Annotated in this window: 17 protein-coding genes; 8 read left to right on the top strand and 9 right to left on the bottom strand. The window is 60.6% G+C overall.

The features are described from left to right. Window positions 1–1,809 (bottom strand): translation elongation factor 4, encoded by a 1,809-nt coding sequence (gene lepA, locus D5261_RS29535; protein WP_119322872.1) that lies wholly within the window; start codon window positions 1,807–1,809, stop codon window positions 1–3. A 163-nt stretch (window positions 1,810–1,972) separates the two neighbouring features. Here lepA and D5261_RS29530 point away from each other — a divergent pair, with 163 nt between their 5' ends. Beyond that, the gene (locus tag D5261_RS29530; protein ID WP_119322873.1) at window positions 1,973–2,392 is read left to right on the top strand and encodes a VOC family protein; all 420 of its coding nucleotides are present in this window, start codon (window positions 1,973–1,975) and stop codon (window positions 2,390–2,392) included. A 44-nt stretch (window positions 2,393–2,436) separates the two neighbouring features. On the opposite strand, the gene D5261_RS29525 is transcribed toward D5261_RS29530, so the two are convergent. Both D5261_RS29525 and murQ read right to left on the bottom strand, forming a co-directional pair. Then, the gene (locus D5261_RS29525) at window positions 2,437–3,126 is read right to left on the bottom strand and encodes a zinc ribbon domain-containing protein (protein WP_125206128.1); all 690 of its coding nucleotides are present in this window, start codon (window positions 3,124–3,126) and stop codon (window positions 2,437–2,439) included. A gap of 70 nt (window positions 3,127–3,196) precedes the next feature. Then, window positions 3,197–4,129 (bottom strand): N-acetylmuramic acid 6-phosphate etherase, encoded by a 933-nt coding sequence (gene murQ, locus D5261_RS29520; protein ID WP_119322875.1) that lies wholly within the window; start codon window positions 4,127–4,129, stop codon window positions 3,197–3,199. Between the two features lie 83 nt (window positions 4,130–4,212). On the opposite strand from murQ, the gene D5261_RS29515 reads away from it, so the two are divergent. Next, the gene (locus tag D5261_RS29515) at window positions 4,213–4,530 is read left to right on the top strand and encodes an FmdB family zinc ribbon protein (RefSeq protein ID WP_119322876.1); all 318 of its coding nucleotides are present in this window, start codon (window positions 4,213–4,215) and stop codon (window positions 4,528–4,530) included. Window positions 4,531–4,631: 101 nt separating this feature from the next. Here the strand turns inward: D5261_RS29515 and D5261_RS29510 are convergent, their stop codons facing one another. From D5261_RS29510 to D5261_RS29500, 3 genes are all read right to left on the bottom strand, one after another. Beyond that, a complete protein-coding gene (locus D5261_RS29510; RefSeq protein ID WP_119322877.1) occupies window positions 4,632–6,836 on the bottom strand; it encodes a stalk domain-containing protein in 2,205 nt (734 codons plus the stop codon). 196 nt (window positions 6,837–7,032) lie between these two features. After that, window positions 7,033–8,295 carry an alpha-L-fucosidase gene (locus tag D5261_RS29505; RefSeq protein WP_218025673.1) on the bottom strand — a complete coding sequence of 421 codons (1,263 nt, stop codon included), beginning with the start codon at window positions 8,293–8,295 and terminating at the stop codon, window positions 7,033–7,035. Window positions 8,296–8,627: 332 nt separating this feature from the next. Beyond that, window positions 8,628–10,625, bottom strand: a complete 1,998-nt coding sequence (locus D5261_RS29500; protein ID WP_119322878.1) for an APC family permease — start codon at window positions 10,623–10,625, stop codon at window positions 8,628–8,630. A gap of 128 nt (window positions 10,626–10,753) precedes the next feature. On the opposite strand from D5261_RS29500, the gene D5261_RS29495 reads away from it, so the two are divergent. Further along, window positions 10,754–11,056 carry an FmdB family zinc ribbon protein gene (locus tag D5261_RS29495; protein ID WP_119322879.1) on the top strand — a complete coding sequence of 101 codons (303 nt, stop codon included), beginning with the start codon at window positions 10,754–10,756 and terminating at the stop codon, window positions 11,054–11,056. A gap of 33 nt (window positions 11,057–11,089) precedes the next feature. Here D5261_RS29495 and D5261_RS29490 read toward each other — a convergent pair whose 3' ends face one another. Beyond that, window positions 11,090–12,127: a tetratricopeptide repeat protein gene (locus D5261_RS29490; protein WP_165864391.1), complete on the bottom strand. Its 1,038-nt coding sequence runs from the start codon at window positions 12,125–12,127 to the stop codon at window positions 11,090–11,092. 155 nt (window positions 12,128–12,282) lie between these two features. Further along, window positions 12,283–13,032, bottom strand: coding sequence for a sugar phosphate isomerase/epimerase family protein (locus D5261_RS29485; protein WP_119322881.1), 750 nt, complete (start codon window positions 13,030–13,032; stop codon window positions 12,283–12,285). A 225-nt stretch (window positions 13,033–13,257) separates the two neighbouring features. Between D5261_RS29485 and D5261_RS29480 the strand changes: the two genes are divergently transcribed. The 3 genes from D5261_RS29480 to D5261_RS29470 all read left to right on the top strand — a co-directional run bounded on the left by D5261_RS29480 (window position 13,258) and on the right by D5261_RS29470 (window position 18,383). Next, a complete protein-coding gene (locus D5261_RS29480) occupies window positions 13,258–15,195 on the top strand; it encodes a hypothetical protein (protein ID WP_119322882.1) in 1,938 nt (645 codons plus the stop codon). Between the two features lie 99 nt (window positions 15,196–15,294). Beyond that, complete coding sequence (locus tag D5261_RS29475) at window positions 15,295–17,232, top strand: hypothetical protein (RefSeq protein ID WP_125206129.1); 1,938 nt, start codon at window positions 15,295–15,297, stop codon at window positions 17,230–17,232. Window positions 17,233–17,360: 128 nt separating this feature from the next. Continuing rightward, window positions 17,361–18,383 carry a LacI family DNA-binding transcriptional regulator gene (locus D5261_RS29470; RefSeq protein ID WP_119322886.1) on the top strand — a complete coding sequence of 341 codons (1,023 nt, stop codon included), beginning with the start codon at window positions 17,361–17,363 and terminating at the stop codon, window positions 18,381–18,383. A gap of 86 nt (window positions 18,384–18,469) precedes the next feature. Here the strand turns inward: D5261_RS29470 and D5261_RS29465 are convergent, their stop codons facing one another. After that, window positions 18,470–20,617 carry an ATP-dependent helicase gene (locus D5261_RS29465; RefSeq protein WP_119322887.1) on the bottom strand — a complete coding sequence of 716 codons (2,148 nt, stop codon included), beginning with the start codon at window positions 20,615–20,617 and terminating at the stop codon, window positions 18,470–18,472. A 274-nt stretch (window positions 20,618–20,891) separates the two neighbouring features. Between D5261_RS29465 and D5261_RS29460 the strand changes: the two genes are divergently transcribed. Both D5261_RS29460 and D5261_RS29455 read left to right on the top strand, forming a co-directional pair. Next, entirely contained in the window at window positions 20,892–21,863 is a 972-nt protein-coding gene (locus D5261_RS29460; RefSeq protein ID WP_119322888.1) for a glycosyl hydrolase, read from the top strand. A gap of 106 nt (window positions 21,864–21,969) precedes the next feature. Next, the gene (locus D5261_RS29455; RefSeq protein ID WP_119322889.1) at window positions 21,970–23,406 is read left to right on the top strand and encodes a glycosyl hydrolase; all 1,437 of its coding nucleotides are present in this window, start codon (window positions 21,970–21,972) and stop codon (window positions 23,404–23,406) included. The last annotated feature ends 171 nt before the right edge of the window (window positions 23,407–23,577 follow it).

Here is a 23,577-nt window from a genome sequence, read left to right as displayed (position 1 = left end):
TTAATCGTCGCCCAGCTTCAGGACGCTCATGAACGCTTCCTGCGGAATTTCGACGCTGCCGATCGACTTCATGCGCTTCTTGCCTTCTTTTTGCTTCTCCAGCAGTTTGCGCTTGCGTGAAATGTCGCCGCCGTAGCACTTCGCGATAACGTTCTTGCGCAGCGCCGAAATATTCTCGGAAGCGATGACCTTCGCGCCGATCGCCGCCTGCAAGCGGATCTCGAACTGCTGCCGGGGAATGATCGCCTTCAGCTTCTCCACCAATTGCCGCCCGCGTCCATACGCCTTTTCCTTGTGCGTGATGAACGACAGGGCGTCGACAGGGTCGCCGTTGATGTTGATATCGAGTTTGACCAGATTGGAGGGCTCATAGCCCGCCTGATCGTAGTCGAAGGACGCGTAGCCCTTGGTGCGCGACTTGAGCTGATCGAAGAAGTCCATCAGGATCTCGTTCATCGGCAGCTTATAGTGGATCATCACGCGGTCGCGGGCCGGGTAGTCCGTGCGGACATACACGCCGCGCCGCTCGCGCGCCAGGTCCATGACCGTGCCGACATATGAGGAGGGGATAATGACGCTGGCGGCGACCATCGGCTCGTCCATGCCCGCGATCTGTGTCGCCGGCGGCAGGTTCGCCGGGTTGTCGACTTCAATCGTCTCTCCCGATGTCAGATGGACTTTGTAGATGACGCTGGGCGCGGTCGCGATCAGCACCAGATTGAACTCTCGCTCCAATCGCTCCTGGATGATATCCAGGTGGAGCAGGCCCAAAAATCCGCAGCGGTAGCCGAAGCCGAGCGCCGCCGAAGACTCGGGCTCGAATGTCAGCGCCGCGTCATTGAGCTGAAGTCGTCCGAGCGCTTCTTTCAGATCTTGATACTGGTTGCTGTCAACGGGGTAAAGGCCGCAGAAGACGACGGGCAGCGCCTGCCGGTATCCGGCGAGCGGCTGGCTGGAGCCGCCATGGGCGAGGGTAACCGTGTCGCCGACGTTGCAGTCGCCGACCGTCTTGACGCTCGCGGTCATGTAGCCGACTTCGCCCGCGCGCAGCTTGTCGATACTCTTCATGCGCGGCGCGAAGACGCCGACGCCAGTGACGTCGAACACCTTGCCGGTCGCCAGCATCTTGATCTGCGTTCCGCCTGTGATCTCGCCGTCCACGACGCGGATATAAGCGACGACGCCCAGATACGCGTCAAAGTGGCTGTCGTACACGAGCGCCCGCAGGGGAGCGTTCACATCTCCCGACGGGGGCGGCACGCGGCGCACGACGGATTCCAAAATTTCCTCGGTGCCGATACCCATCTTCGCGGAGGCCCGGATCGCCTCGGTGGCGTCGATCGCCAGCACTTCTTCGATTTCTTCGGCCACCCGGTCCGGATCCGCCGCGGGCAGGTCAATCTTGTTGATGACCGGCACGATCTCGAGGTTGCTGCTCATCGCCAGGTTGACATTGGCGAGCGTCTGCGCCTCGACGCCCTGCGCGGCGTCGACAACCAGAACCGCGCCCTCGCAGGCCGCGAGGCTGCGCGAGACTTCGTAAGTGAAGTCAACGTGTCCGGGGGTATCGATCAGATTGAGCTGGTACGTGACGCCGTCGAGCGCCTTGTAACTCAGCCGCACCGACGCCATTTTGATGGTGATGCCTCGCTCACGCTCGATATCCATGGAATCGAGCAATTGCTCCTGCATGTGCCGATGCTGCACCGTGCCGGTGAACTCTAGAAGGCGGTCGGCGAGCGTGGACTTGCCGTGGTCGATATGCGCGATGATGCAAAAGTTGCGGATAAATTGTTGATGGTCAGACATAGTTAAAACTCAAAGGTACTCCCTCTATTGTACCTGAAATGGGGGCCATCTGGGATGGGAGGGAGCGCCTGTGCGTTCGCGGGAAGGAAAACCCAGCATTCATCCGTAACTAACCCACGCGCCGCTGTCGCGGCGACCAATCTTTGTCACCGAGGTCTGCTCCATGTCTATCCATCCCAAGAACTCTCCGGGTTTCCACCATATCGCCATCCGCGTCGCCGATCTGGCCGCCACCACAAAGCTTTACACCGAGGGCTTCGGCTTCAAACAGACCTACAACTGGGGCGAAGGCGAGAAAGCCGGTGTTCTGCTCGATCTCGGCGACGGCAATTATCTGGAAATCTTTGCCGGCGGCAAGAAGCCGGAAACCGACGCGCTGCCCGAAACAGGCATGATCCACTTCGCCGTTCGCACTCCGGATGTGGACGCCGCCCACGCGCGCGCCCTCGCCGCCGGCGCGCGTGAGACGATGGCTCCGAAGGACCACACGATCCCCGGCGAGCCGCCGGCGCCGATCCGTATTTCGTTTGTCGCGGGATATGACGGCGAGGTGATTGAGTTCTTTAATAACGAGCTGCTGTAGGAGTTAAGACGCCCCCGGCGCCCACTTGGGGCGCCGGGGGCGTCTTAATTTCCAACCCCCGCGCCGCAGTGCGTGCAGAACTTGTCGGATCTCCCCAATTCCCCATGACACACATCACAATGCCAGCGGTCTGCCGGGGCGGTGCTTTGTCCGCATTGCGGACAGAAGTCCGCCTGGCGGGAACGAAGCCATGTCGCATTGCAATGACGGCAACGGGCGCGGGCTGTCCATTTATAGGCGAACAGGGCGATGGGGTCGGCGGGCAGGCCGATGAGGCCGCCAAGCAGGAGCAAGAGCGCGCCTTTGTTGGTCCAATCGAGGCCGGGCGCCAGAAGCTCGGCATTGGGTCTGCTCCAGTCGGCGATCTCGACATCGTTGATATGGAACTGATCGAGCAGTCGATTGAGCGGAAACAGCGCGAGCTGCGTCCCAATCACCTGATGTTTCACGCGTCTGGGGACTTCGACCTTTGCCGCGTTGACCCACCCCAGTGTATACAGGGCGGCAATTAGGCAGAGCAGAGGGCTGCGGCGCAGCCCGAGCAGCACCAACACCCCCGCCGCAAGGCACAGACCGCCCTGCGCGAAGAGCGCGCCCGGAACGCTGACATCCACCGACCGCAGCACCTTGAGCGCCGCCCAAGGGCTCAGCGCGCCCCCAATGACCAGCGCGGCCCCCGCCCAGAGAAGCAGCGCGGAAAACGCGCGCAGAAGCTTGATCGCGAACGGGGGCATGTGTATGCTTTCTTTGGCAAGGGCCATCCGTCATTGACGAAGATCGTCCCGGGTTTCAGTACCGGGGATCTTATTTCCCCGCCGCGCGCGAGAGCGCTTTGCGGAGGACGCCGCCGGTGGCTTCCAGGAACTGCCGGGCTTCTTCCGCCGTTTTTCCCGTTTCCACCATCAGAATCGCGACCTTGGCTGAGCCGCCGGCATTTGCGAGGGATTGCTGCGCGGCGGCGAGGCTTTCGCCGGTCACCTGGGCGACGATTCGGGCGGCGCGCGCCTTCAGCTTGGTGTTGGTCGCCATGACGTCGACCATCAAGTTGCCGTAAGTCTTGCCGATCTCCATCATCGCGCCGGTGCTGATCATGTTCAGGACCATCTTCTGCGCCGTGCCGCTCTTCATCCGGGTCGAGCCGGCCAGCACTTCGGGGCCGACGACCACGGGAATGCCGATGTCGGCGATGGCTTCCAGCTCGGAGTTTTTGTTGTTGGTGATCACGATTGTGGTCGCGCCGCGCTTCTTTGCCTGGCGCAGCGCGCCGACCACGAAGGGGGCGCGGCCGGAGGCGGAAATGCCGACGACCGTGTCGTTCTCACTGGCGTCGATCTCAATGATCGCCGCCGCGCCCAGGTCCGGGTCGTCCTCGGCGCCTTCCACGGCGCGGAACATCGCCTGCTGTCCGCCGGCGATGATCGCTTGAACCCATTCCGGCGGCGTGCCGAAGGTGGGAGGGCACTCGGCGGCGTCGAGAACGCCGAGGCGTCCGCTCGTGCCGGCGCCGATATAGATCAAACGACCGCCGCGCCGCAGCGAATGCGCGGCGCTGTGCACCGCCCGCGCGATCTGCGGGATCTGCTTTCCAACCGCCGCCGCCACTTCGGCGTCCTGCGCGTTGATCACGCGAAGGCGCGACTCCGTGTCCAGGGAATCGATGTCTGAAAGGTCGGAATTGATGGCCTCCGTTGTCAAATGCTCCAGTGCGTTCGACTCGCGATCGATTTCATGCGTCATGTCCGTAACCAGCCTTTCCCCGTTTTGTGATATAATAATGGCGAAAATCAATACATCTTGAGTGATGAGGTAATAAAAAGAATATGCCTACGTATGGCTACGAATGCACGGGGTGCGCCGACCAGTTCGAAATTATGCAGAGTATCAAGGACGATGCTCTGACGACCTGCGAGAAGTGCGGCGGCAAGCTCCGTAAACGAGTGTACCCGGTCGGCATCGCGTTCAAGGGATCCGGCTTCTATGTGAACGATTATAAGGGCGCCGCGCCCGCGACCGGCGGCGGCTCCAGCGGCTCCGCTTCGGAACCCGCCAAAAGCGAAACGCCGCCGGCGGCTCCCAGCACGGAGTCTGCGCCGAAGAGCGAGCCTGCCAAGGCGGAACCGGCGAAGACAACGCCGTAGAGACTTATCCCGCGCCTCAGCGCGGGGATTAGGTCTCTCCAAACACAGAAAAACCCCGCGCCGAGGCGCGGGGTTTTTTGTTACTTGCCAATGCAGCGATCTTACTTGCTGGTAACCAGCAGGTGACCGGTGGCCTGATCGTACTGAACCTTGACGTCCATCGCGGTCGACAGGAACGCCAGCGGGACCATGGTCCGGCCTTCGGCCAGATAGGGGGCGCTGGGCATCACCGTCTTGGCGTCGTTGATCGTCGCGGTCCGGTTGCCGATCTTCAGGGTGATGTCCTTGGATTCGCTCACGGCGTGAACCGTGCCGGTTCCGCGCTCCCAGGTCAGCTTGCCGCCCTGGTACTCGAAGATCTGCCGGAACGGGCTGAACAGGATATCGCCGTGCGCGGCCAGCGGGCGGTCGAGGCGGACGACAGTGCTGTTGAACAGGACCGAGGTCTGACCCTTGGCGTTCAGCAGGCTGCGCGTGGAGCTCGTGGCGCCGGTGTGGATCCGGATGTGCTTCGGAGCGGCGACGTGCACGATGATCTTCTTCACCATCGGGACCGAGGTCTGCACGGCGGCCATCTTCACCTGGATCGGCGTCTCCACGAGCTGAAGCTTCGCGGTTTTCGCCTGGGTGAGCGGATGGGCGGCGGCCAGGACCGGCTTGACGGCCTTCGGCTGAACCAGAACGGCCTTGTTCACCTTCGCCTGCGTCACGACGACCTTGACGGCCTTGGGGGCGGCTAGGATCGGCTTGACGGCCTTCGGCTCGGCGGCGGGATGCGCGGCCGCGACATTCACGTGCGCCGGATGAGCGGCGACCGCCGGAGCGGCGAGGTACGGAGACGCGGCCGTTGCGGCGACGCCTGCGTTCACGTGGATGATCTGGACGGTCGGAGCGGCCTTCAGCGGGGTGACCTTACCGGCGCTTGCGACCGACGGAGCCTTCACCGCCGGCTGAGCGGCGATCGAGGAGTCCGGCGCGGGCTTGGGCTTGAAGCCGGAGACCGGCGTCGCGGGCTTTACCCGGGGCGTGGTCGTCTCGGGCAGGAACGGGTCGGAGAGCTGGGAGCCGAGCGAAGCGCCGCCGGTCTGATCGAAGAGATCCTGACGCTTGGCGAGCATCACATCATGCTGCGAGCGGCGCGTCGCGCCGGAGGCGATCGACGGGCCGGACAGCTTCTTCACCGCAGGGAGCTGCGGGCGGCGGGACAGGCCCGAAGTCTTGACCTTCGTCGCGGCCGGAGCGTCTGGAACGAACGGGCTCGCCAGATCCGCGTCCACGGAGGAGGACGACAGATCGAAGCGCTTGGCGACCAGCGTCTGCGACGTGGACGGAGCGCACTTGACGGCGCCCAGCGCCAGAGTCGCCGGAGCGGCGGGACGGATGCTCGTCTTCTTGCGCGGCAGCGGCTGTGTGGCGACCGGAAGCGGAGCGATTGTCTTCGGCTTCGCGGCGGCCGTCACGCGGTTGTCGAGCGGGCGGGCGTCGGTCGTCTTCGGAGCGGCCGGCTGCTTGGCGCCGCCGTCCTTGAGGTCCGTGCGGATCGCGGTGCGGCCGCCGGGGTTGTTGACATACACACGCAGGGTCTTGGCCGGTCCGAGCTTGTCGGATTCGTTGTAGCCGAAGGACTGGATCGTGTGGTAGCCGTTCGTGTACTCCGTGGTGTCCCAGTCGTACTCATACGGCGGATAGTTGCGCAGCGTCTTGAAGACATTGTCGACAAACACCGAGACATACGGCGCTTTGCCGCTGGCGTCGGAGGCGTCGAGCTGGATCTTGACGGTTCCCTGGACCTTCTCTTCCGGGGCCGGGCTCATGTAGCTCAGCTGGGGAAGGGCGTCGGGGGAAGCCTGGGCCGGGGCGGCGATGCGCGGGCTTGCGTTCTGGTCGTCGCCGACAAAAATGAACGAGCTCTTGGCGGAAACCACTTCGGCGTCGGCGGCGATCGCGCGGATCACGATCCGGTGCGTGCCGCCGGTCAGCTGCGAAGCGTCGACCAGGAAGGAAATGACGCCGCGCTCTTCCGGAGCGTCCAGGTGCTTGGTGAAAGCGCTGACGCCGTCCACAAACAGTTCAACGGCGGTGATCTGGTTGGTGGCGGAGCCTTGGTAAAAAGCGGAAATCTCGACCGGCTTTTCGCCGCTGAAGCTGGTGCGAGGGGTGGGGCTGAGAACAGTGACTGCTAAGTTGCTATCTTCGTGGCCCTGAATTGGGGCTGCGTAAGCGCGGTGCGGTCCGATTACAGTGAGGCTAAGGGCGGCGGCTAGCGCCACCGCGGCCGCCGTAACGCCGCGGGCCGGGGATTTCATGGAATTGCGCCTCCAAGCAGGTTGGTTTTCGGATTGTAGTGAACAGGTGTAGAACGTTTTACTCTAACACAATCGCCAGAATATGTCAAGCCGATTTTTGTAAAGAATGTTTCGTTTTGCTAGTCTTGCGGGAATTATACGCGCTCATTCGACCGTACCCTGGGACGCGCCTATTGGAATACATAGCCCGCGCTAACTATCCCAATTCGATCTCGGCGACTCGCACGACCAAATTCGAGCCGTAGGGATAACCGGTGCAGTTCAGCGCCGCGATTTTCGTCTCCGTGTTTTGCGCCCAGGAGAGATCTTCGCCGCTGTCCATCCACTTGGCGCTCTTGATCGGCGAGGAGAAGTTGCTCAAAGCGCGGGGACCGGCGGAGCCGCCTTCAAAGGTAACATGCGCGTCGCCGATCCGTCCGAGATCGTGGGCGAAATAGTAGAGTTTGTCTCCATTTCGCAGGACGAAGTCGCGGCCCTGGCAGCGAATGTCCGTGGGCTTCGTCTCATAGATCGAGTCGCCGTTGATCTTCACCCAGTCGCCGGCGCGCCGCAGCGTCGCGGTTTCGTATTCGGGGATGGCTCCCGTCGCCGTCGGGCCGACATTCAGCAGATAGTTCGCGCCGGCTTTGCGGCACGCCGACAGGTTCTGAATGACTTTGCCGGGCGAGAGATAATCGAAATCGTTCGCGCCGACGCCCCAGTGCGTATTCATCGTCTGGCACATCTCCACGGAGACGTACTTAGGCCAGCCCCGGCGATCCGGCTGTGTGGGAAGGCCCTGTTCAAAGGTGGTCGAATCCAGCTCGGGGTTGCCAAGGGCGCCGCGCGCGTCCAGCCCCGTATTGTTGATGATCATCGCCTCGGGCTGATGCCGGCGGATGGTGGCGTACATCCGGTCTTCTTTCCAGTCGGCGCCCGGACGAGACCAGTTGCCGTCGAACCACAGTCCGCCGATTTCTCCATAGTTCGCGCAGAGCGTTTCGACGGAGGCGTTCAGGTAGTCGAGGTATTCGTCGAACTTTTCCGCCGAGCAGTTGGCCGAGTCCCACCGCCAGTCCAGCGTCGTGTGGTAGAAGAATGGGATGATCCCTTCGGCGCGGCATCCTTCCACAAATTCGGCGACAAGATCGCGTCCGGCCGGCGAGTGCGGCGCATCGAAGTCGTTCAGCCCTCGGGTGTCGTAAAGCGAAAACCCTTCGTGGTGGCGAGTCGTGAGCGTGATGTACTTCATGCCCGCCTCGCGCGCCAGCTTCGCGATGGCGCGGGCGTCGAAGTCGCGCGCCGTGAACGTGTCCTGGAGCTTGGCGTACTCCGAAACGGAGATCTGTTCGAAGTTCTGAACCCACTCGCCGCGTCCCATCTGCGAATACAGGCCCCAATGGATAAACATGCCGTAGGCAAGCGTCTCGAAGCGCGCAATGCGCGGCTCCGGCGTGGGAATCAAAAGTTGGGTGTTCACTCAGCCATCCTAATGGGGTGTTGGGAAATGAAAATCAAACGATGAGGGGACTCAATAGGACAGCGAGGCTATACGCGTCCCGCCTCACGGCGGTCCACGAAACACCTCGCTGTCGCTGCTACCTATGGTGGGACGATGGCGCGGGACGCCATTCATGACCAGCGAGTGACGGTTCACCCGGAGGCTGCACGATCCCGAAGGTTAAAAGGGTCTAACCCTCGCCACCGCCCTGTAAACTATGATCCAAATTCATGTACCTCCTTTGTGTGTGGAATAGCTTATTTAACCACACATCCGGGCTGGTGTCAACAAGCATTCTTTGGGTTATTTTTCTATTGTTCCAGGAAGTACCGAACGCTGGTGACGATAACGTCGCGGCGGCTGGAAAGGGCGAAGCGCAGCAGGGGGCCGGCCTGATTGTGCAGGATCCGGTGCCACCATTTGCGCGTCACCAATTCGGGCACCACGACGGTGACGACATCGTCGGTCCGCTCGCTCTGCACCGCTTCGATATACCGGAGCATCGGCCCGATCAGCGATCGATAGGGCGACTCGATAATCACCAGGGGCATTCCGCCGGACCACTGGTCCCATTCTTCCTTCAGCCGCTTCGTGTTCTCGGGGCTCGTCTCAATATAGACGGCGCGCGCGTCCTCGCTCACAACGCGAGCGTAGGCGATGGCTTCCACGATTCCCCGGTGCAGACGCGGCACGAGCACGAGGACGACATTGCGGCTGGGAATGACGGGCTTGAAGTTATCGAGCGCGAGTTCCTGCTTGAGCATTTCGTAATGCCGATTGATCTTGTAGAATGTCAGCACCATGATCGGTACGAGCACGATCACGAGCCATGCGCCGTAGTGTGGATAGTAGGGGCCGAAGTGGAAGTGCGAGCTGATGATCGCGCCGTCGGCGAATTTGGAGACTCCAATAATGATCGTCACCGCGCCCGTCGCGAGAGCGCCAAGGGCGTTGAAGAACAAACTGAGCTGCCATCCGGGAGTGCGCAGGCGAATCCAGCGCAGCACCATCCCGACTTGAGCCAGCGTGAAGCTGGTGAAAACGCCAATGGCGTACAGCGCCAGCAGATCGTCGACGATTCCCTTGAACAGATAGATCAGCGCCGCCGCCGCGACGGCCAGAATGATAATCCCGTTCGAGAACGCGAGGCGGTCGCCGAAGTTCGCGAGCTGTCGCGGCAGATAGTTGTCTCGCGCGAGCATGGAGGCAAGCTGGGGGAAGCCCGCGAACGCTGTGTTCGCCGCCAGAGCCAGGACCAGCGCGGTGGACCACTGGACCACGCCGAACATCCAGTGCAGGGACGAGGGCCAGGCGGCGTCCGCCACCATGCCGACGACGCTGCGATAATGCGGATCGTGCTGATCCATCGCCGAAATTCCGAACTGCTGCGCGACGTAAGTCAATCCAAAGAACATCACGACGGCAAGAAGCGCCATGATCCGCATTGTGGCGATGGCGTTCTTTTCCTGCGGCTTTTCGAAGAGCGGGACGGTGTTGGAGATGGCTTCGACGCCCGTCAGCGCCGTACAGCCCTGACTGAAAGCGCGCAGCAGCAGATAGATGCCGACCGTCTGAAACGGCACAAGCTGTCCGTTGACTAAGTGCCCTTGAGCAAGGACTTTGTGCGCGTAGGGTTGGTGCGTGGCGATGGCGAAGACGCCGGCGATGATCGTCGCAATGATCGAGAATACAAAGACGTAAGTCGGTATCGCGAAGACGCCGCCTGTTTCTCGCACGCCGCGCAGATTGGCGATCGTAATCAGGAAAATCGTGAAGAGACAAATGCCGACGAGGTGTGTGTGCATCGCCGGCAGGATCGTAATGACGGCCGCCACGCCCGCCGCCACCGACACCGCCACCGTGAGCACATAGTCCACCAGCAAAGAAGCTCCGGCGACGAGCGCCGCGAGCACTCCCAGATTGTCGCGCGAGACGGGATAAGCGCCGCCGCCGTCTGGATACGCCTGAATAATCTGCTGATAGGAAAGAACGACGACAAACAGCAGCAGACAGATTCCCACGGAGATGGGAAGCGCGTAGGGAAGAGCGCCGAGCTGACCCGAGCCGAGCTGGAGCAGGACCCAGAGGATGGCCTCGGTGGCGTAAGCGTTGGAGCTCAGCGCGTCGCTGGAAAAGATCGGCAGCGCTAAATATTTGGGAAGACGCTGGTGTCCGGCGCCCGATGTGGGAAGCGACCGGCCGAAGATTAGCTGCCGAATGCCTCCCACGGCGCTGTGGTATTTCGGAGGCGGCGGCAGCTCAGGACTGTCATCGCCTGGAGGCGGGATCGACGATAGGGAGCTTGGCATAGAATCTCATGTCGCGCGGCAAAATTTGGACCGACCGGCCGCGAGACCGTTGGCTATTTTACCTAGGACGCGGCGGCAAGTCAACAAAAGAGGAATCCCTGTACGGAGCGGCGCAATAGTTTCGTTCCATGCCGCTCTACGAACTGATCTGCGCCGGATGCCGGGCGCGCTACACGATTTTGGTCGGAATGACCGCCGCCGCCGACAGCCCCGTCTGTCCCCGATGCGGCGCGGACCGGGGCGAGCGCCGCGTCAGCCAATTCGTGCGCGGCCGCGCGCCGTCCGATGCGCCGGCGGACGATCCTTCGGATCCCGCCGCCATGCGCGCCTGGGCCGACGCCGTCCAGCGCGAAACCGGGGAAAGCCTGGGCGAGGAATTTGACGAGTATCTCGACGCGGCGCAAAGCGGGGACCGTTCGGACGGCGCATAGTCCCATCCATCAATCATTGGCGCCGAAGCGCGGCTATTGCGGATGCGCGTCCAGCAGGTCCTGCGCCTTCTTTTTCGCGTCGGCGTTTCCCATCGTCAACACCTTCGTCCACTCCGCGCGGCCTTCGTCCGTTTTCCCCGTCTTGATCAGCGCCGTTCCGAGCAGCAGATGCGTGTCCGGATCGTCGGGCGGCAGCGCGGCCGCCTTGCGCAGCATGGGGATCGCCTTATCGTAAGCGCCCTGGTCGCTGTAGGCAAGGCCCAGGTTTTGATACGCGACGGCATTCGATGGATCCAGTCGCACGGATTCTAAATACTCCGCAATCGCCGCGTCCAATTTTCCTAATTTGTACAGGGAAACGCCCAGGTAATTGTGATTCTCTGAGTTTTTGGGAGCGATGGCGAGGGAGCTCTGATAGGATTTTACCGCCTCGTCGTACTTCTCATTGTCCGCCAGACAAAGTCCCAGATGGGCCAGATAATCCGGATCTTTGGGGGAAAGACGGACGGCTTCGCGCAGCTCATACAGCGACTCCACCAGCTTTCCCGTGCGCAGCAGCGCCATGCCGAGATTGTGATGCGCGGCGGCGTGGTTGGCGTCGAGACGAATCGCCGCCCGGACCTCCGGGATCTCCTCCTCGTAACGGCCGAGTTCGCCGAGCGCGACGCCGATAATGTTGTGGGCGTCCGCGGAGTTCGGATCAAGCCGCAGCGCCTCGCGACCTTCCGTAATCGTCCCATCATAGTCGTTAATGAAATAGTCGATGGTAGCCAGGTTGAAGTGCGCCTGATAGCTCTTCGGATCGACCTTGACCGCAATTTGCAGCGCGGCCTTCGCTCCCGGGTAATCCCCGTTTTCAAACAGCGCATCGCCGAGCGCCAAATGCGCTTGAATATCCTTCGGATGCAGACGCACTTGTTCGCGCGCTTTTTTGACGGCGTCCGACTCCGCCGGCTTGGCGGCCGCCGCGCTCGGCGTGTCGGCGCGGCAGCCAGAAACCGGCGCCAGAACGGAAACAAGGGAAAGCAGCGTGAAGGCGTAGGGGATCGCAAAGGCGCGTGCGGATTTCATGAAGCTCCTCGGGTTGATGGCGATAGCATAAGAAGGTGATCGAATGATAAAAAGGGCGCGGGATAGATCCCGCGCCCTCAGCGCACTGGTGTTCGGCTGTTTAAGCCATGTTGTCGAAATGCAGGGCGTCGGCCGTTCCTGCATTTGCTCCGGGATTACTGGCGCGCCTTGAGATTCTCGAAAGAAATCTTCGCGGACTCCAGTGACGGGATCGTCGGCGCGTCGTGCTCGACGATCAGCCATTCGGTCCCAATTTCCGTGGCGGCGGCGAGGATGCCAGCCAGCGGCAGATCGCCGGTTCCCACTTCGGTCAGCGCTTTCTCGGACTGCTTCCAGTCCTTGATATGCAGCAGCGGCGCGCGTCCATGGAACTTCTGGAGATACGCAACGGGATCCACGCCGGCGGCGAATACCCAGCAGGTATCGATCTCCGCCTTCACAACCTGTGCGTTTGTGTTGTCGAAGATCAGGTCGAGGCCATATTCGCCGTCGAACTTCTGGAATTCGAAGTCATGGTTGTGATAGGCGAGCGTCAGGCCATGCGTCCGCAGCGTCTCGCCCAGTTCGCCCAGCTTCGCCGCGATCGTTTTGTAAGCCGCGCCGTCCGCGCGGCGATCTTCGCCCAGGTACGGAACGATGACATAGGCGTTGCCCAGTGACAGATTCTCATCGATCACCTTGGCGATATCTTTTTCCAGCTCGTCAATGCTGACGTGGCTGCCGGCGACCTTCAAGTTGTTGTCGTCGAGCAGCGAGCGCAGCGCCTGGACGGACAGATCTCCGCGTCCGGCCAGCTCCACTCCGGCAAAGCCGATCTCGGCCACCTTCTTCAGCGTCCCCGCGAAATCCTTCGCGGTCTCGTCGCGAACCGTGTATAGCTGCAATGCAATCGGTAATTTAGACATATCTCGGTCAATCCTTTCAGGACGGTTCCCTAAACCCTAAGTTTCATCACGGTCCAAACGAAATCCTTTGTTTCTCGCTTAGTGAGATTTTATGTTAAATCTTCATTAAGGTTACCCACTTCTCGGTTCAGAGACTCCGTCCCAGCGGTATACTAGGAAACAGGTAAACACGCCCCCACCCTTATTTGACCGAGCACAGGATCAAAGCCGACCAAAGGACCCCTTATGGAAAAACTGTTTCGCAACGCCGCCGTGATCGCCGCTGGAGCAATCGTCACGGCGATCCTGGCGCCAGTGCTGGCGAAAGGGCTGACCCCGACCCCCGCTCCAGGCTTCGCGCCTGACGATGCGTGTGTCGGCAACTCTCGCCTTTTATTTGTTGCGGTCGAGCAATACCTGCAAGATAATGACGAAACACTTCCGCCGACCGATACAATCTCGCATTTTCAAACGGCGGTTTCTCCGTATCTCGCCAATAAGTCCGCGTTCATATGTCCGGCGACTCATCTGGCGTATCAGCCCAATCCGGCGATAGGCGGTCACTCGCTGGCCGAGTTCAATACGCCGCGAACCGTTGCTGTATTTCAGGATACGGCGTCGCACGCCAATCACAAATCCACCGTCACATTCCTTGACGGGCATGTCGAGCAAGGCGGTGTGACAGCCGATAGTAATCCTGATATTGCTTGCGGATCCCAGATCAGGCAGCTCAGTCTTGCGATGCTGGAATATGTACAGGACAATGACTTGCAGTATCCTTTGCTGGATACCGCAAGCCATGCGCAAGCGGCTTTGATGCCATACGCAAAAGACAGCAGCTTATTTACATGTCCTTCGACCGGCGCCCCGTATAAATTCAATTCGAACCTTAGCTATGTCAACTACACTTCGATCGCTCACCCAGGCGCCGTCGTCGTTGTTCAGGATTCGGTGACGCATTCCGACGGAGTCACCACGATCGGTTACGCAGACGGCCATGTTACACCGGCGCCTACGCCAACCAGTCCAGGCGACGCCGATGCTAAGAATATGAGACGGCTGGGTTTAGGTCTGCTGCAATATACTCAGGATTACGATGAGAAGCTCCCGCCGCTGACCAGTGAGCCGACAATCGAGACGCTGGTTCTGCCATATGTTGTCGACCCAACGGTCTTTACGAATCCCAATACTGGTGAGTACTATGTCTATAACAGCGCTCTCAGCGGTGTTTTTTATGGGAATATTGCCAGTCCTGCACAAACATGGCTGGCGAAAGACCGATCGGTTAACCCGGATGGCTCTTTCAATACTCTGATGGCGGATGCTCATGTTCTTACACGTTACTCCAGTATTCCCACCCATATTTCCGTTGGCGCAGACAACGACACGCGTTTACTCTGGGGGCGTGGCGACGGGCAAGCTGTGCTTTCCTTCCTCTCGCCGACGGGCGATGAACAATGGCGCGGTTATTTGGGTGCGGGGCTGGGAACCGCGCGTGGAATTGTGACTGCTCCTTCGGGAATGAGCACGCTCTTGTTTAGCTCGCCAAGCTCAGCAACGGTGCTTGGCATCAACGCACGGGGCAACGTAGTGCAGAAATCACAGTTTGGGCCTTACGCTGGCTGGCAGGCTAAGGGTGTTGCCGTGGGCGGTAACGGGTTGCCTCGTCTGCTGTGGAGCCGCTATGACAAGAGCTGGGCGATCTGGCAGATGTCGGCGGCGGGAGATTATACGAGCGACGTGCGTTTCGGTCCTTTCACGGGGATCAGTGACGCGGTTATTGCTGCTGGCGCCGACAATGCGCTGACGGTGGGCTGGAAGCAGCCGGGGGATGATGTGGCGCTGTGGCGTCTTTCGTCTTCAGCCGTTTACCAGAGCGCTCTCTCGCTGCGTGTGAACCATACCCGTCAGCTCGTGGCGACCACGGTGGATCCGAACAATGTCACCTGGCTGCTCTGGGCGGGAACTACGGGCACCACGACGCTGGACGCCTACAACTCGCAAAACACGCTGGTGAACCATCTGGATCTGGGCGTGGATGCGGGCTGGACGGCGCGTGATCTGGGCGTCGGCGCGGACGGCAATCTGCGTATTCTGTGGACCAGCGCCACGGGAAGCGGACGGCTCCGTGTGCTGACGCCGGCGGGATCGGTGTTCAGCACGCACGACTTCGCTGCCTTTTAATCTCCCTCGCGCATCAGCGGATTCTAACCATCCGCTGATGCGCCAAGGTTGCTCTCAATCCGACTGTGTGTAGAATCAAAGATGATTAAAGGGCCCCCTATGGAAAAACTGTTTCGCAACGCCGCCGTGATCGCCGCCGGAGCGATCGTTACGGCGATCTTGGCGCCCGTGCTGGCGAAAGGATTGACGCCATCGCCATCGCCGGGCTTCGCGCCTGATGATGCGTGTTTGGCAAACGCCAAGCCGCTTGCGCTGGCGGTGGCGCAGTATGCTCAGGACTGGGACGGATTTCTTCCCGCGACCGACACACAAGCGCATTTTCAGGCGGCCTTACTGCCGTATGTCGGGCGTACGTCCGCTTTCACCTGCCCCGCAACACATCTTGCGTACGTTCCAAACCCCGCAATCAGCGGACACAGCATTTTCGAATATCGAGCGACGGAAGATACAACGATCGTCTTCCAGGACGCCGCGCCGCACCCCAGCCATAAATCCACAGTGGGTTTCCTCGACGGACATGTCGAGCAAGGCGGCGTTGAGGCAGGCGATCCAGACCAGCTCTGTGTAGACCATGTCAAGGCGATTTCCCTTGCGGTCCTGCAATATGTGCAGGATAACGACGAACGTTATCCATTGCTGGACTCGCCGGATCACGCAAAGACGGCATTAATGCCGTATGTAACGAGTGCTCGTATGTTCATTTGCCCCGCCACTGGGCAGCCTTACGTGTTTAATGCGAGTCTGAGCTATGTGGCCTTCCCCTCCATCGCGAGTCCTACTACAACGATTGTGATGCAAGATGCCATTGCACACTCTAATGGAGTAAAAACAATTGGTTATGCTGATGGACATGTTACTCCTGCTCCAACTGCTTCAGATCCCGGTGCGGCCGATACGGCTAATTTGAGGCAGATCGGCTTTGGAGTTACGCAGTATGTTCAGGACTATGATGAGTTTTATCCGTCATTTCAAAACGAACCTGCTTTCGAAACCGCAGTTGGCCCATATACGCGCAACCCAAGTATTTTCATAAATCCCAATACGGGACAGAACTATCTGCTGAACGCGAGTTTAAGTGGTCGGTCTCTTGCAAGTTTAGATGCCCCTTCGATGTTTTGGATGGCGAAAGACCGGGCGGTCAATCCAGACGGCTCTTTCAACACTCTAACGGCGGATGGTCGTGTTAGCACACGCTACTCCTGTATTCCCATCCATATTTCCGTCGGCGCGGACAACGAGACACGCTTATTGTGGGGGCGTGCCGACGGACAAGCGGTGCTTTCATTTTTGTCTCTGTCAGGCGATGAGCAGTGGCGCGGTTATTTGGGCTCCGGATTGGGAACCGCGCGTGGAATTGTAACAGCTCCTTCGGGCATGAGTACGCTTCTGTTTAGCACACCGAACTCGGCGACAGTGCTTGGCGTGAATGTGCGAGGTGGAGTGGTCCAGAAATCGCAGTTTGGGCCGTATGACGGTTGGGGGGTCAAAGGCGTGGCTGTGGGCGGCAATGGACTGCCTCGTCTGCTCTGGAGGCGCTATGACAAGAGCTGGGCGATCTGGCAGATGTCGGCGGCGGGAGATTACACGAGCGACGTGCGTTTCGGTCCCTTCACGGGGATCAGTGACGCGGTTATTGCTGCTGGCGCCGACAATGCGCTGACGGTGGGCTGGAAGCAGCCGGGGGATGATGTGGCGCTGTGGCGTCTTTCGTCTTCAGCCGTTTACCAGAGCGCTCTCTCGCTGCGTGTGAACCATACCCGTCAGCTCGTGGCGACCACGGTGGATCCGAACAATGTCACCTGGCTGCTCTGGGCGGGAACCACGGGCGCCACGACGCTGGACGCCTACAACTCGCAAAACACGCTGGTGAACCATCTGGATCTGGGCGTGGATGCGGGCTGGACGGCGCGTGATCTGGGCGTGGGCGCGGACGGCAATCTGCGTATTCTGTGGACCAGCGCCACGGGAAGCGGACGGCTCCGTGTGCTGACGTCGGCGGGATCGGTGCTCAGCACACACGACTTCTCGCCTTTCTAACGGCTTGATCCGTCGGTTTGGCTTTGGCGCGCTGGAAACTTCCTTCCAGCGCGCTTTTTTCGTTCATCACGGTCGCCAGTTTTACTCAAAAATTGACAACGCTTCCCTGCGTCCGCTATGATAACCCTATGGTTACGATTCATGATGTCGCGCGCGCCAGCGGCGTCGCTATTTCCACGGTCTCGAACGTCCTTACCAACGCCAATCGCCCCGTCAGCGCCGCTGTGCGCGAAAAGGTGCTGCGGGCGGCGCAGGATCTCAATTACTACCCGAATACCACCGCGCAGGCGCTCGTGCGGCGGCGCACCGATACGATCGGCGTGGTCTCCGCGTTGGTGTCGGCGAGCGAGATCGCGACGAATAGCTATATCCTGGGGATTATGCAGGGAATCCTCGCCGCGGCCGAAGAGGCGCAGCAGAATGTGACGCTGTATACGCACCACTGGCGCGGGGCGCGCGAATCGTCGCCGGTCTTTCGGGATCGTCGCACGGATGGACTTTTGCTGATCGTCCCGCCGACGGATTCCGATATACTGGCCGCGCTTTCCTCGCTGTCCGTGCCGCTGGTGACGGTCTCCGCTATCGAAGTTGCGGGCGTGCCTTCGGTGGATGTGGACGACCGCATGGGAGCATCGCTCGCGGTCGCGCATCTCGCCGATCTGGGGCATCGCCGGATCGCCTATATCCAGGGCAACGAGAACCATGTGAGCACGCGGCACCGGCTGGGCGGCTTTCTGACGGAGATGGCGGCGCGTGGGCTGGAAATGCCCGCCGATGCGATCCGTTCCGCCGACTACGACGGCGGCGGAGCGGCGGAGGCCTGCGCCGCGCTGCTGGAGCGCCCTGAACGCCCGACGGCGCTGTTCGCCGCCAACGACAATATCGCGGTGGCCGCGCTGCGCGCCGCCAAGGATATGGGCTTGCGAGTTCCCGGCGATCTTTCCATCATCGGTTACGACGACGCGCCGTCGGCCGCGCTCGTCACGCCGGCGCTGACAACGATCCGCCAGCCGCTCGCCGCCATGGGCGCCGCTGCGGCGAGGACCTTGGCGCGTGTTATCGACGGGAAAGAAAGCGTGGAGATGCGGCAGCTCTTGCAGCCGGAGCTGGTGGTGCGGGAAAGTACGGCGCCCATCGGGCGATCGGCATAGAATTGCTGCTGATTATTGTTGAAAACGCTCGGCTCCGTGTCCCACAAGCTTCACTTGTATGGCCAGAGGCGAGCGTTCAACAAAGATCAAGCCGTCTCTTCGGCGTCCTCTGTCTCGACCTTTTTCACCACACGCTCCGGCATCGCGAGCAGCGAAACCATTTCTTTTAAGAACGGCGATCGGGAGAGGACGCGGGTCTGGTGCTGGAGCGGCCAGCTGAGGGTGACGTGTTCTTTGGCGCGGGTGATCGCGACATACGCCAGGCGGCGTTCTTCTTCGATGCTGTCCCCTTGAAGCTGTGTCTTTTCCTCGTCGAACCAGCGCAGACTTCGGTGGTGAGGGATCATGCCGAAGGCGAAGCCGACGACGAAGACGATCGGCCATTCCAGGCCCTTGGCGCGGTGGATCGTCATCATCTCCACGGCGTCGCCCGCCTCCACATTCTCGGTCGCTTTGTTCTGAGCGGCGACGAAGTTCAGGAAGTCCTGAGCCGTGGGGAACGCGGCGCATGAGACGCACAGCTCCTCTAAGTTGTCCAGGCGGGAGTTGCCCTCGTCCTCGACGTGGCCTTCCTCACGCAGCAGCCAGTCGTCATAGCCGATCTCCCGCGCCTTGCGCATCCTCGCTTCGGCGCTCTCGCCCGCCTGCGCCACTTGTTTCACCATCTCGCGGAAGTCGCGTACGGCGAGGCCCTGCCAGGTCTTGAACTGGCCGTTGGTCAAAGTCTTATAGAGAGACCAGCCGTGGCGCGCCGCCTGAGTCTCCAGTTCGGCGATGAACGCGCCGCCGAGATAGTGGGTGGGCTTGCCGTAGGATTTGGAGGCGACGTTGATGACGCGCTTGACGGCTTCGTCAGCGGCGGGACTGTCGCGTTCGACGCTCAGCTGCAGGAACGCGACCAGATCCCGCACTTCTTTGCGTCCATAGAACCCCAGCGCGCCTTCCAGCACATACGGCACGCCGTTCGCGACAAACGCCTCTTCCAAAGCGCGCGAATACGCGTTGGTGCGGAACAGTACGGCGCAGTCTTTGAGCGACTCGCCGGAATCTTTGTGCGCCTTCAGCGACTCGGCGACGTGCTTCGCTTCCCCCTCGGCGTCTTCATGCTCCAGCGTGACCGGCTCCGCGCCGTGGTCGCGCGTGGAGGCCATCTCCAGGCGATACCGGCTGTCCATCCCCGAGTTGCCGATCAGCTCATTCGCGACCCGAACGATCGTGGCCGAGCTGCGATAGTTCGCCGGCAGGCGAATGATATCGCCATTGGGAAACGCCGACGCGAACTGCCCGACCGTCGCTTCGGGCGAACAGCCCCGGAAGCTATAGATCGCCTGACCGACGTCGCCGACGATAAAGAGATTGCGGTGGACGGCGCTCAGGATTCGCGCGATCTCCCATTGGACGGCGGATGTATCCTGAGTTTCATCGATCAAAAGATACTGGAACTTCGCCTGATACTTCGCCCGGATCTCCGGCTGCTCCTGGAGCAGCTCCAGCGTTTCCACCAGCAGGTCGTCGAAGTCCAGACGGCGTGAGGGTTTCTTGGCGAGGATGTCGAATTTCGCCAGCTTCGCCTGTTCGTAACAGCGCCAAAACTTGCACAAAGTTTGAATCGTTCCGTCGCCCCAGTTCGGCTCGTGCTCGCGGAACGCCCGCTCCGCCTCGGTGACTTTGAAGCCCCGATTCTTGACGGCGGAGACCGCCGAAAGCGCGCTTTTGGGGTCGAAGGCGACGTTCAGGCCGAAGGGCGGGGAGGGGAGCCCGCGCCCCATCCAATCTTTATCGCCGAGGATCGCCTTGGCGACCCGCACCTGCCAGTTCTCATCGGCGATCTGGAAGAATCCGGCTTGCTTGCCGTAGAGCGTGGTGAACTCGCTTTTCAGAAGACGCAGACAGTGGGCGTGAAACGTCCCGATCCACAGCTTTTCGATGATCGCCTCGCCGCCTTCGCCCAGCAGCGCGGCCAATCGCTCGCCCATCTGGTCCGCCGCCTTTTTGGTAAACGTGGCGACGAAGATGCTTTCCGCCGGGACGCCTTCCGCGAGCAGCAGCGCGATGCGGCGAGTCAAAACCGTCGTCTTGCCGGATCCCGCGCCGGCAAGCACGAGCGCCGGGCCTTCGCCATGATGAAGGGCCCGCATCTGGTCTTCGTTCAGTCCCGCCTCCAGCGACGGCAGCAGGGCGGCGCGGCGCAGGGCGTTCAAATCGTCGGAAATGGCTTCGAGAGTGACTTGCATAGGGTAAGCGTCCAGGTATGGTCAAAACGGCGCGTGGGAGCAACACGCATTATACCGAAATCGAACGGCGATTCGGGCGCTTTTTCAAGAATCCGGACGGCGGAGATTCGATCGTTCGGGGTTATTGCTAAAATTTTCTGAAAATGATTAATGGATGATGGTTTTGCAGAAAATAATTGACATAATGACGTCATCGTGCTATCTTATTCCATGTTTTATTCACGGCGCTGAACAAAACGGCGCCCCGCGTTTCGGACTCAAAAGATAAACCCTTATGATCACTCAAGACATCCTTTCTCCGATTGTGACGCCTCGCGAGCCGGTGAATCCCGCCGCTTCGGCGAAGGCTCGCCAGCTTCTCCAATATCTGTATTCGATCTCCGGCCGGCGGATTTTGACCGGCCAGCACAATACCCCGCGCGAGATGTCGCAGTACAGCGATGAAGCGGAAGCGATCACCGGCCGGTATCCCGCTGTTTGGGGTCAGGACTTCGGCTTTTCGGAAGACGGCGATATGGACGGCGTCAACTTCCGTCCCGCGATCGTCGAGGAGGCCAGGCTCCAGTACGCCGCCGGCTCCATTATTACGCTGATGTGGCACGCGGTCCGTCCCACCGAGGATGAGCCCGTCACCTTCGACGGCAGTATCTGCCGGGGCAAGCTGGACGACGCTGACTGGATCGATTTGCTGACGCCTGGAACGGAAACTTATCAGCGCTGGACACGCCATGTCGATGCGATCACCGGATTTTTGACGCAGCTGCGCGACGCCGATATTCCCGCCCTGTGGCGTCCCTACCATGAGATGAACGGCGCCTGGTTCTGGTGGGGGGCGCGCGGCGGTCCGGAGGGCTACGCCGCGCTGTACCGGCAGCTTTACAATCGCCTTGTCAATGTGCATCACCTGGATAACTTGATCTGGGTCTGGAATGCGAACGGCCTTGGAGCACAGAACTTGCCCTACGCCGATTGCTATCCCGGACATGATTACGTCGATATCCTCGCCACCGATATCTATCGCAGTGAATACACATCGGAATCGTACGAAACTTTGCTGGACCTCGCCGAGGGACGCCCGGTGGCGCTCGGCGAAGTCGGTGGGCTTCCCACGCCGGAGATCCTGGACGCGCAGCCGCTCTGGACATGGTTCATGACATGGACGAATTTCCTGACGCGAGAGAATACTCCCGAAGCCGTCCGCGATCTGTTCCATTACGACCGCGCGCTCAGCCGCGGAGAATACTGAACGTCCTGAAGATGCGCCCCGGCCTTAACTTTGGCGAAGCCACGAAGATGCCCCCGGCCCCACAGGTCATCTTCGCCGAACACTCGAAAATTTCTGGAGACCTTTTATGCCCCTTCTCAAACCCTCTCTTGCCCTCGCCGCGCTGCTCGCGGTTACGTCCATGGCGGCGGCCGCCGCGCCGTCGTCCCGCGCGATCCATCTTGAAGCCGAGAAGGCGACGCTGAGCGGTCCTGTCGTTGCGGCGGCGCGGCCTGGATTTACCGGATCGGGTTATGTCACGGGGTTCCTCAACGGATCCGAGAAGATGTCGCTGACGATTCCCAATGCGCGCGCCGGTCTTTACAATGTGCGTATCCGTTACAGCGCGCAGACGATCAAAGGCTATGATCTGGTTGTCAACGGCGTCAAAACGTCCGCGATCTTCGCGCCGAGCGGCGAAAAGTTCGCCTCGCAGGACGCGGGGAATGTCGAACTTCGCAACGGCGTGAATACGGTCGAAATCGACTATGGCTGGGGGCACTACGATATCGACAGCATCGATCTCGTTCCCACGACGGTTCCCAGGCTCGTGATGCCGCCGGCGGCGACGGTCGATCCCAAAGCGAGCGCCAAGACGCGGGCGCTTAAGGCTTATCTTGTCGGGCGATATGGCTTGGGGACGCTGTCGGGGCAGTATGACGCGGCGGATAACAAATACTTGCGCGACGTCGCGGGGAAGACGGCGGCGATTTTTGGCGGCGACTTTATCGAATACTCGCCTTCCCGAATTGCCCATGGCTCAAAGACAAAGCACGAAACGGAGAACATGATCGCCGCAGGCAAGGGCGGCCAGATCGTCACCATGTCCTGGCACTGGAACGCTCCCGCTGGGCTGATCGATAAGATGGAGACGGATTCGCATGGCAAGCCGGTGGATCATAAGTGGTACCGCGGCTTCTATACGGAGGCGACGACATTCGATTTCCAAAAGGCGCTGGCCGATCCGAAGTCGCCCGAATATGCATTGATGCTTCGTGACATCGATACGATCGCAATTCAGCTCAAGAAGATGCAGGCGGCGGGCGTCCCCGTGCTCTGGCGACCGCTGCACGAGGCGGAGGGCGGATGGTTCTGGTGGGGATCGAAGGGGCCGGAGCCGTTCAAGAAGCTCTGGCGCTTGATGTACGATCGGCTGACGAATCACAACAACCTGCACACCCTGATCTGGGTGTACAGCTCGGGAACGGACCCGAAGTGGTATCCCGGCGACAAATATGTCGATATCGTCGGCGTGGACCAGTATCCCTCGGACCTGCGGGACACCGAAACCGGCGTTTGGAAGAACCTGCTCGCGCAGTACGCGGGCCGCAAACCGATCGCGCTGACGGAGTTCGGCGGCGTTCCCGACATCCCGGCGATGCAGCGGGTGGGGGCGCGCTGGTCCTACTTCGTTTCGTGGACCAACGATCTCGGCCCGAAAAAGAACAGCAAGGATGAAGTCAAGCGCATCTACAGCTCTCCCGCCGTGATCAACGCCGACAAGCTGCCGCGCGCGATCCGCTAACCCGTTCGACCCCGAGCCTCCCCTGGCTGTCGTGAGACAGCCAGGGGAGGTCTTTTTTTTGGCCGCAACCGGCCGAATGAGAAATATTTTTCATATTTTTTATTTTGTTATTTAAATCACATTGTTTGTCATTAATGGCGCAAGATTAATACTCGGTAAACGCTTGAGATC

This window comes from Capsulimonas corticalis (genome assembly GCF_003574315.2).
GTDB lineage: Bacteria > Armatimonadota > Armatimonadia > Armatimonadales > Capsulimonadaceae > Capsulimonas > Capsulimonas corticalis.
This window is presented reverse-complemented; position numbering and strand designations above follow the sequence as displayed.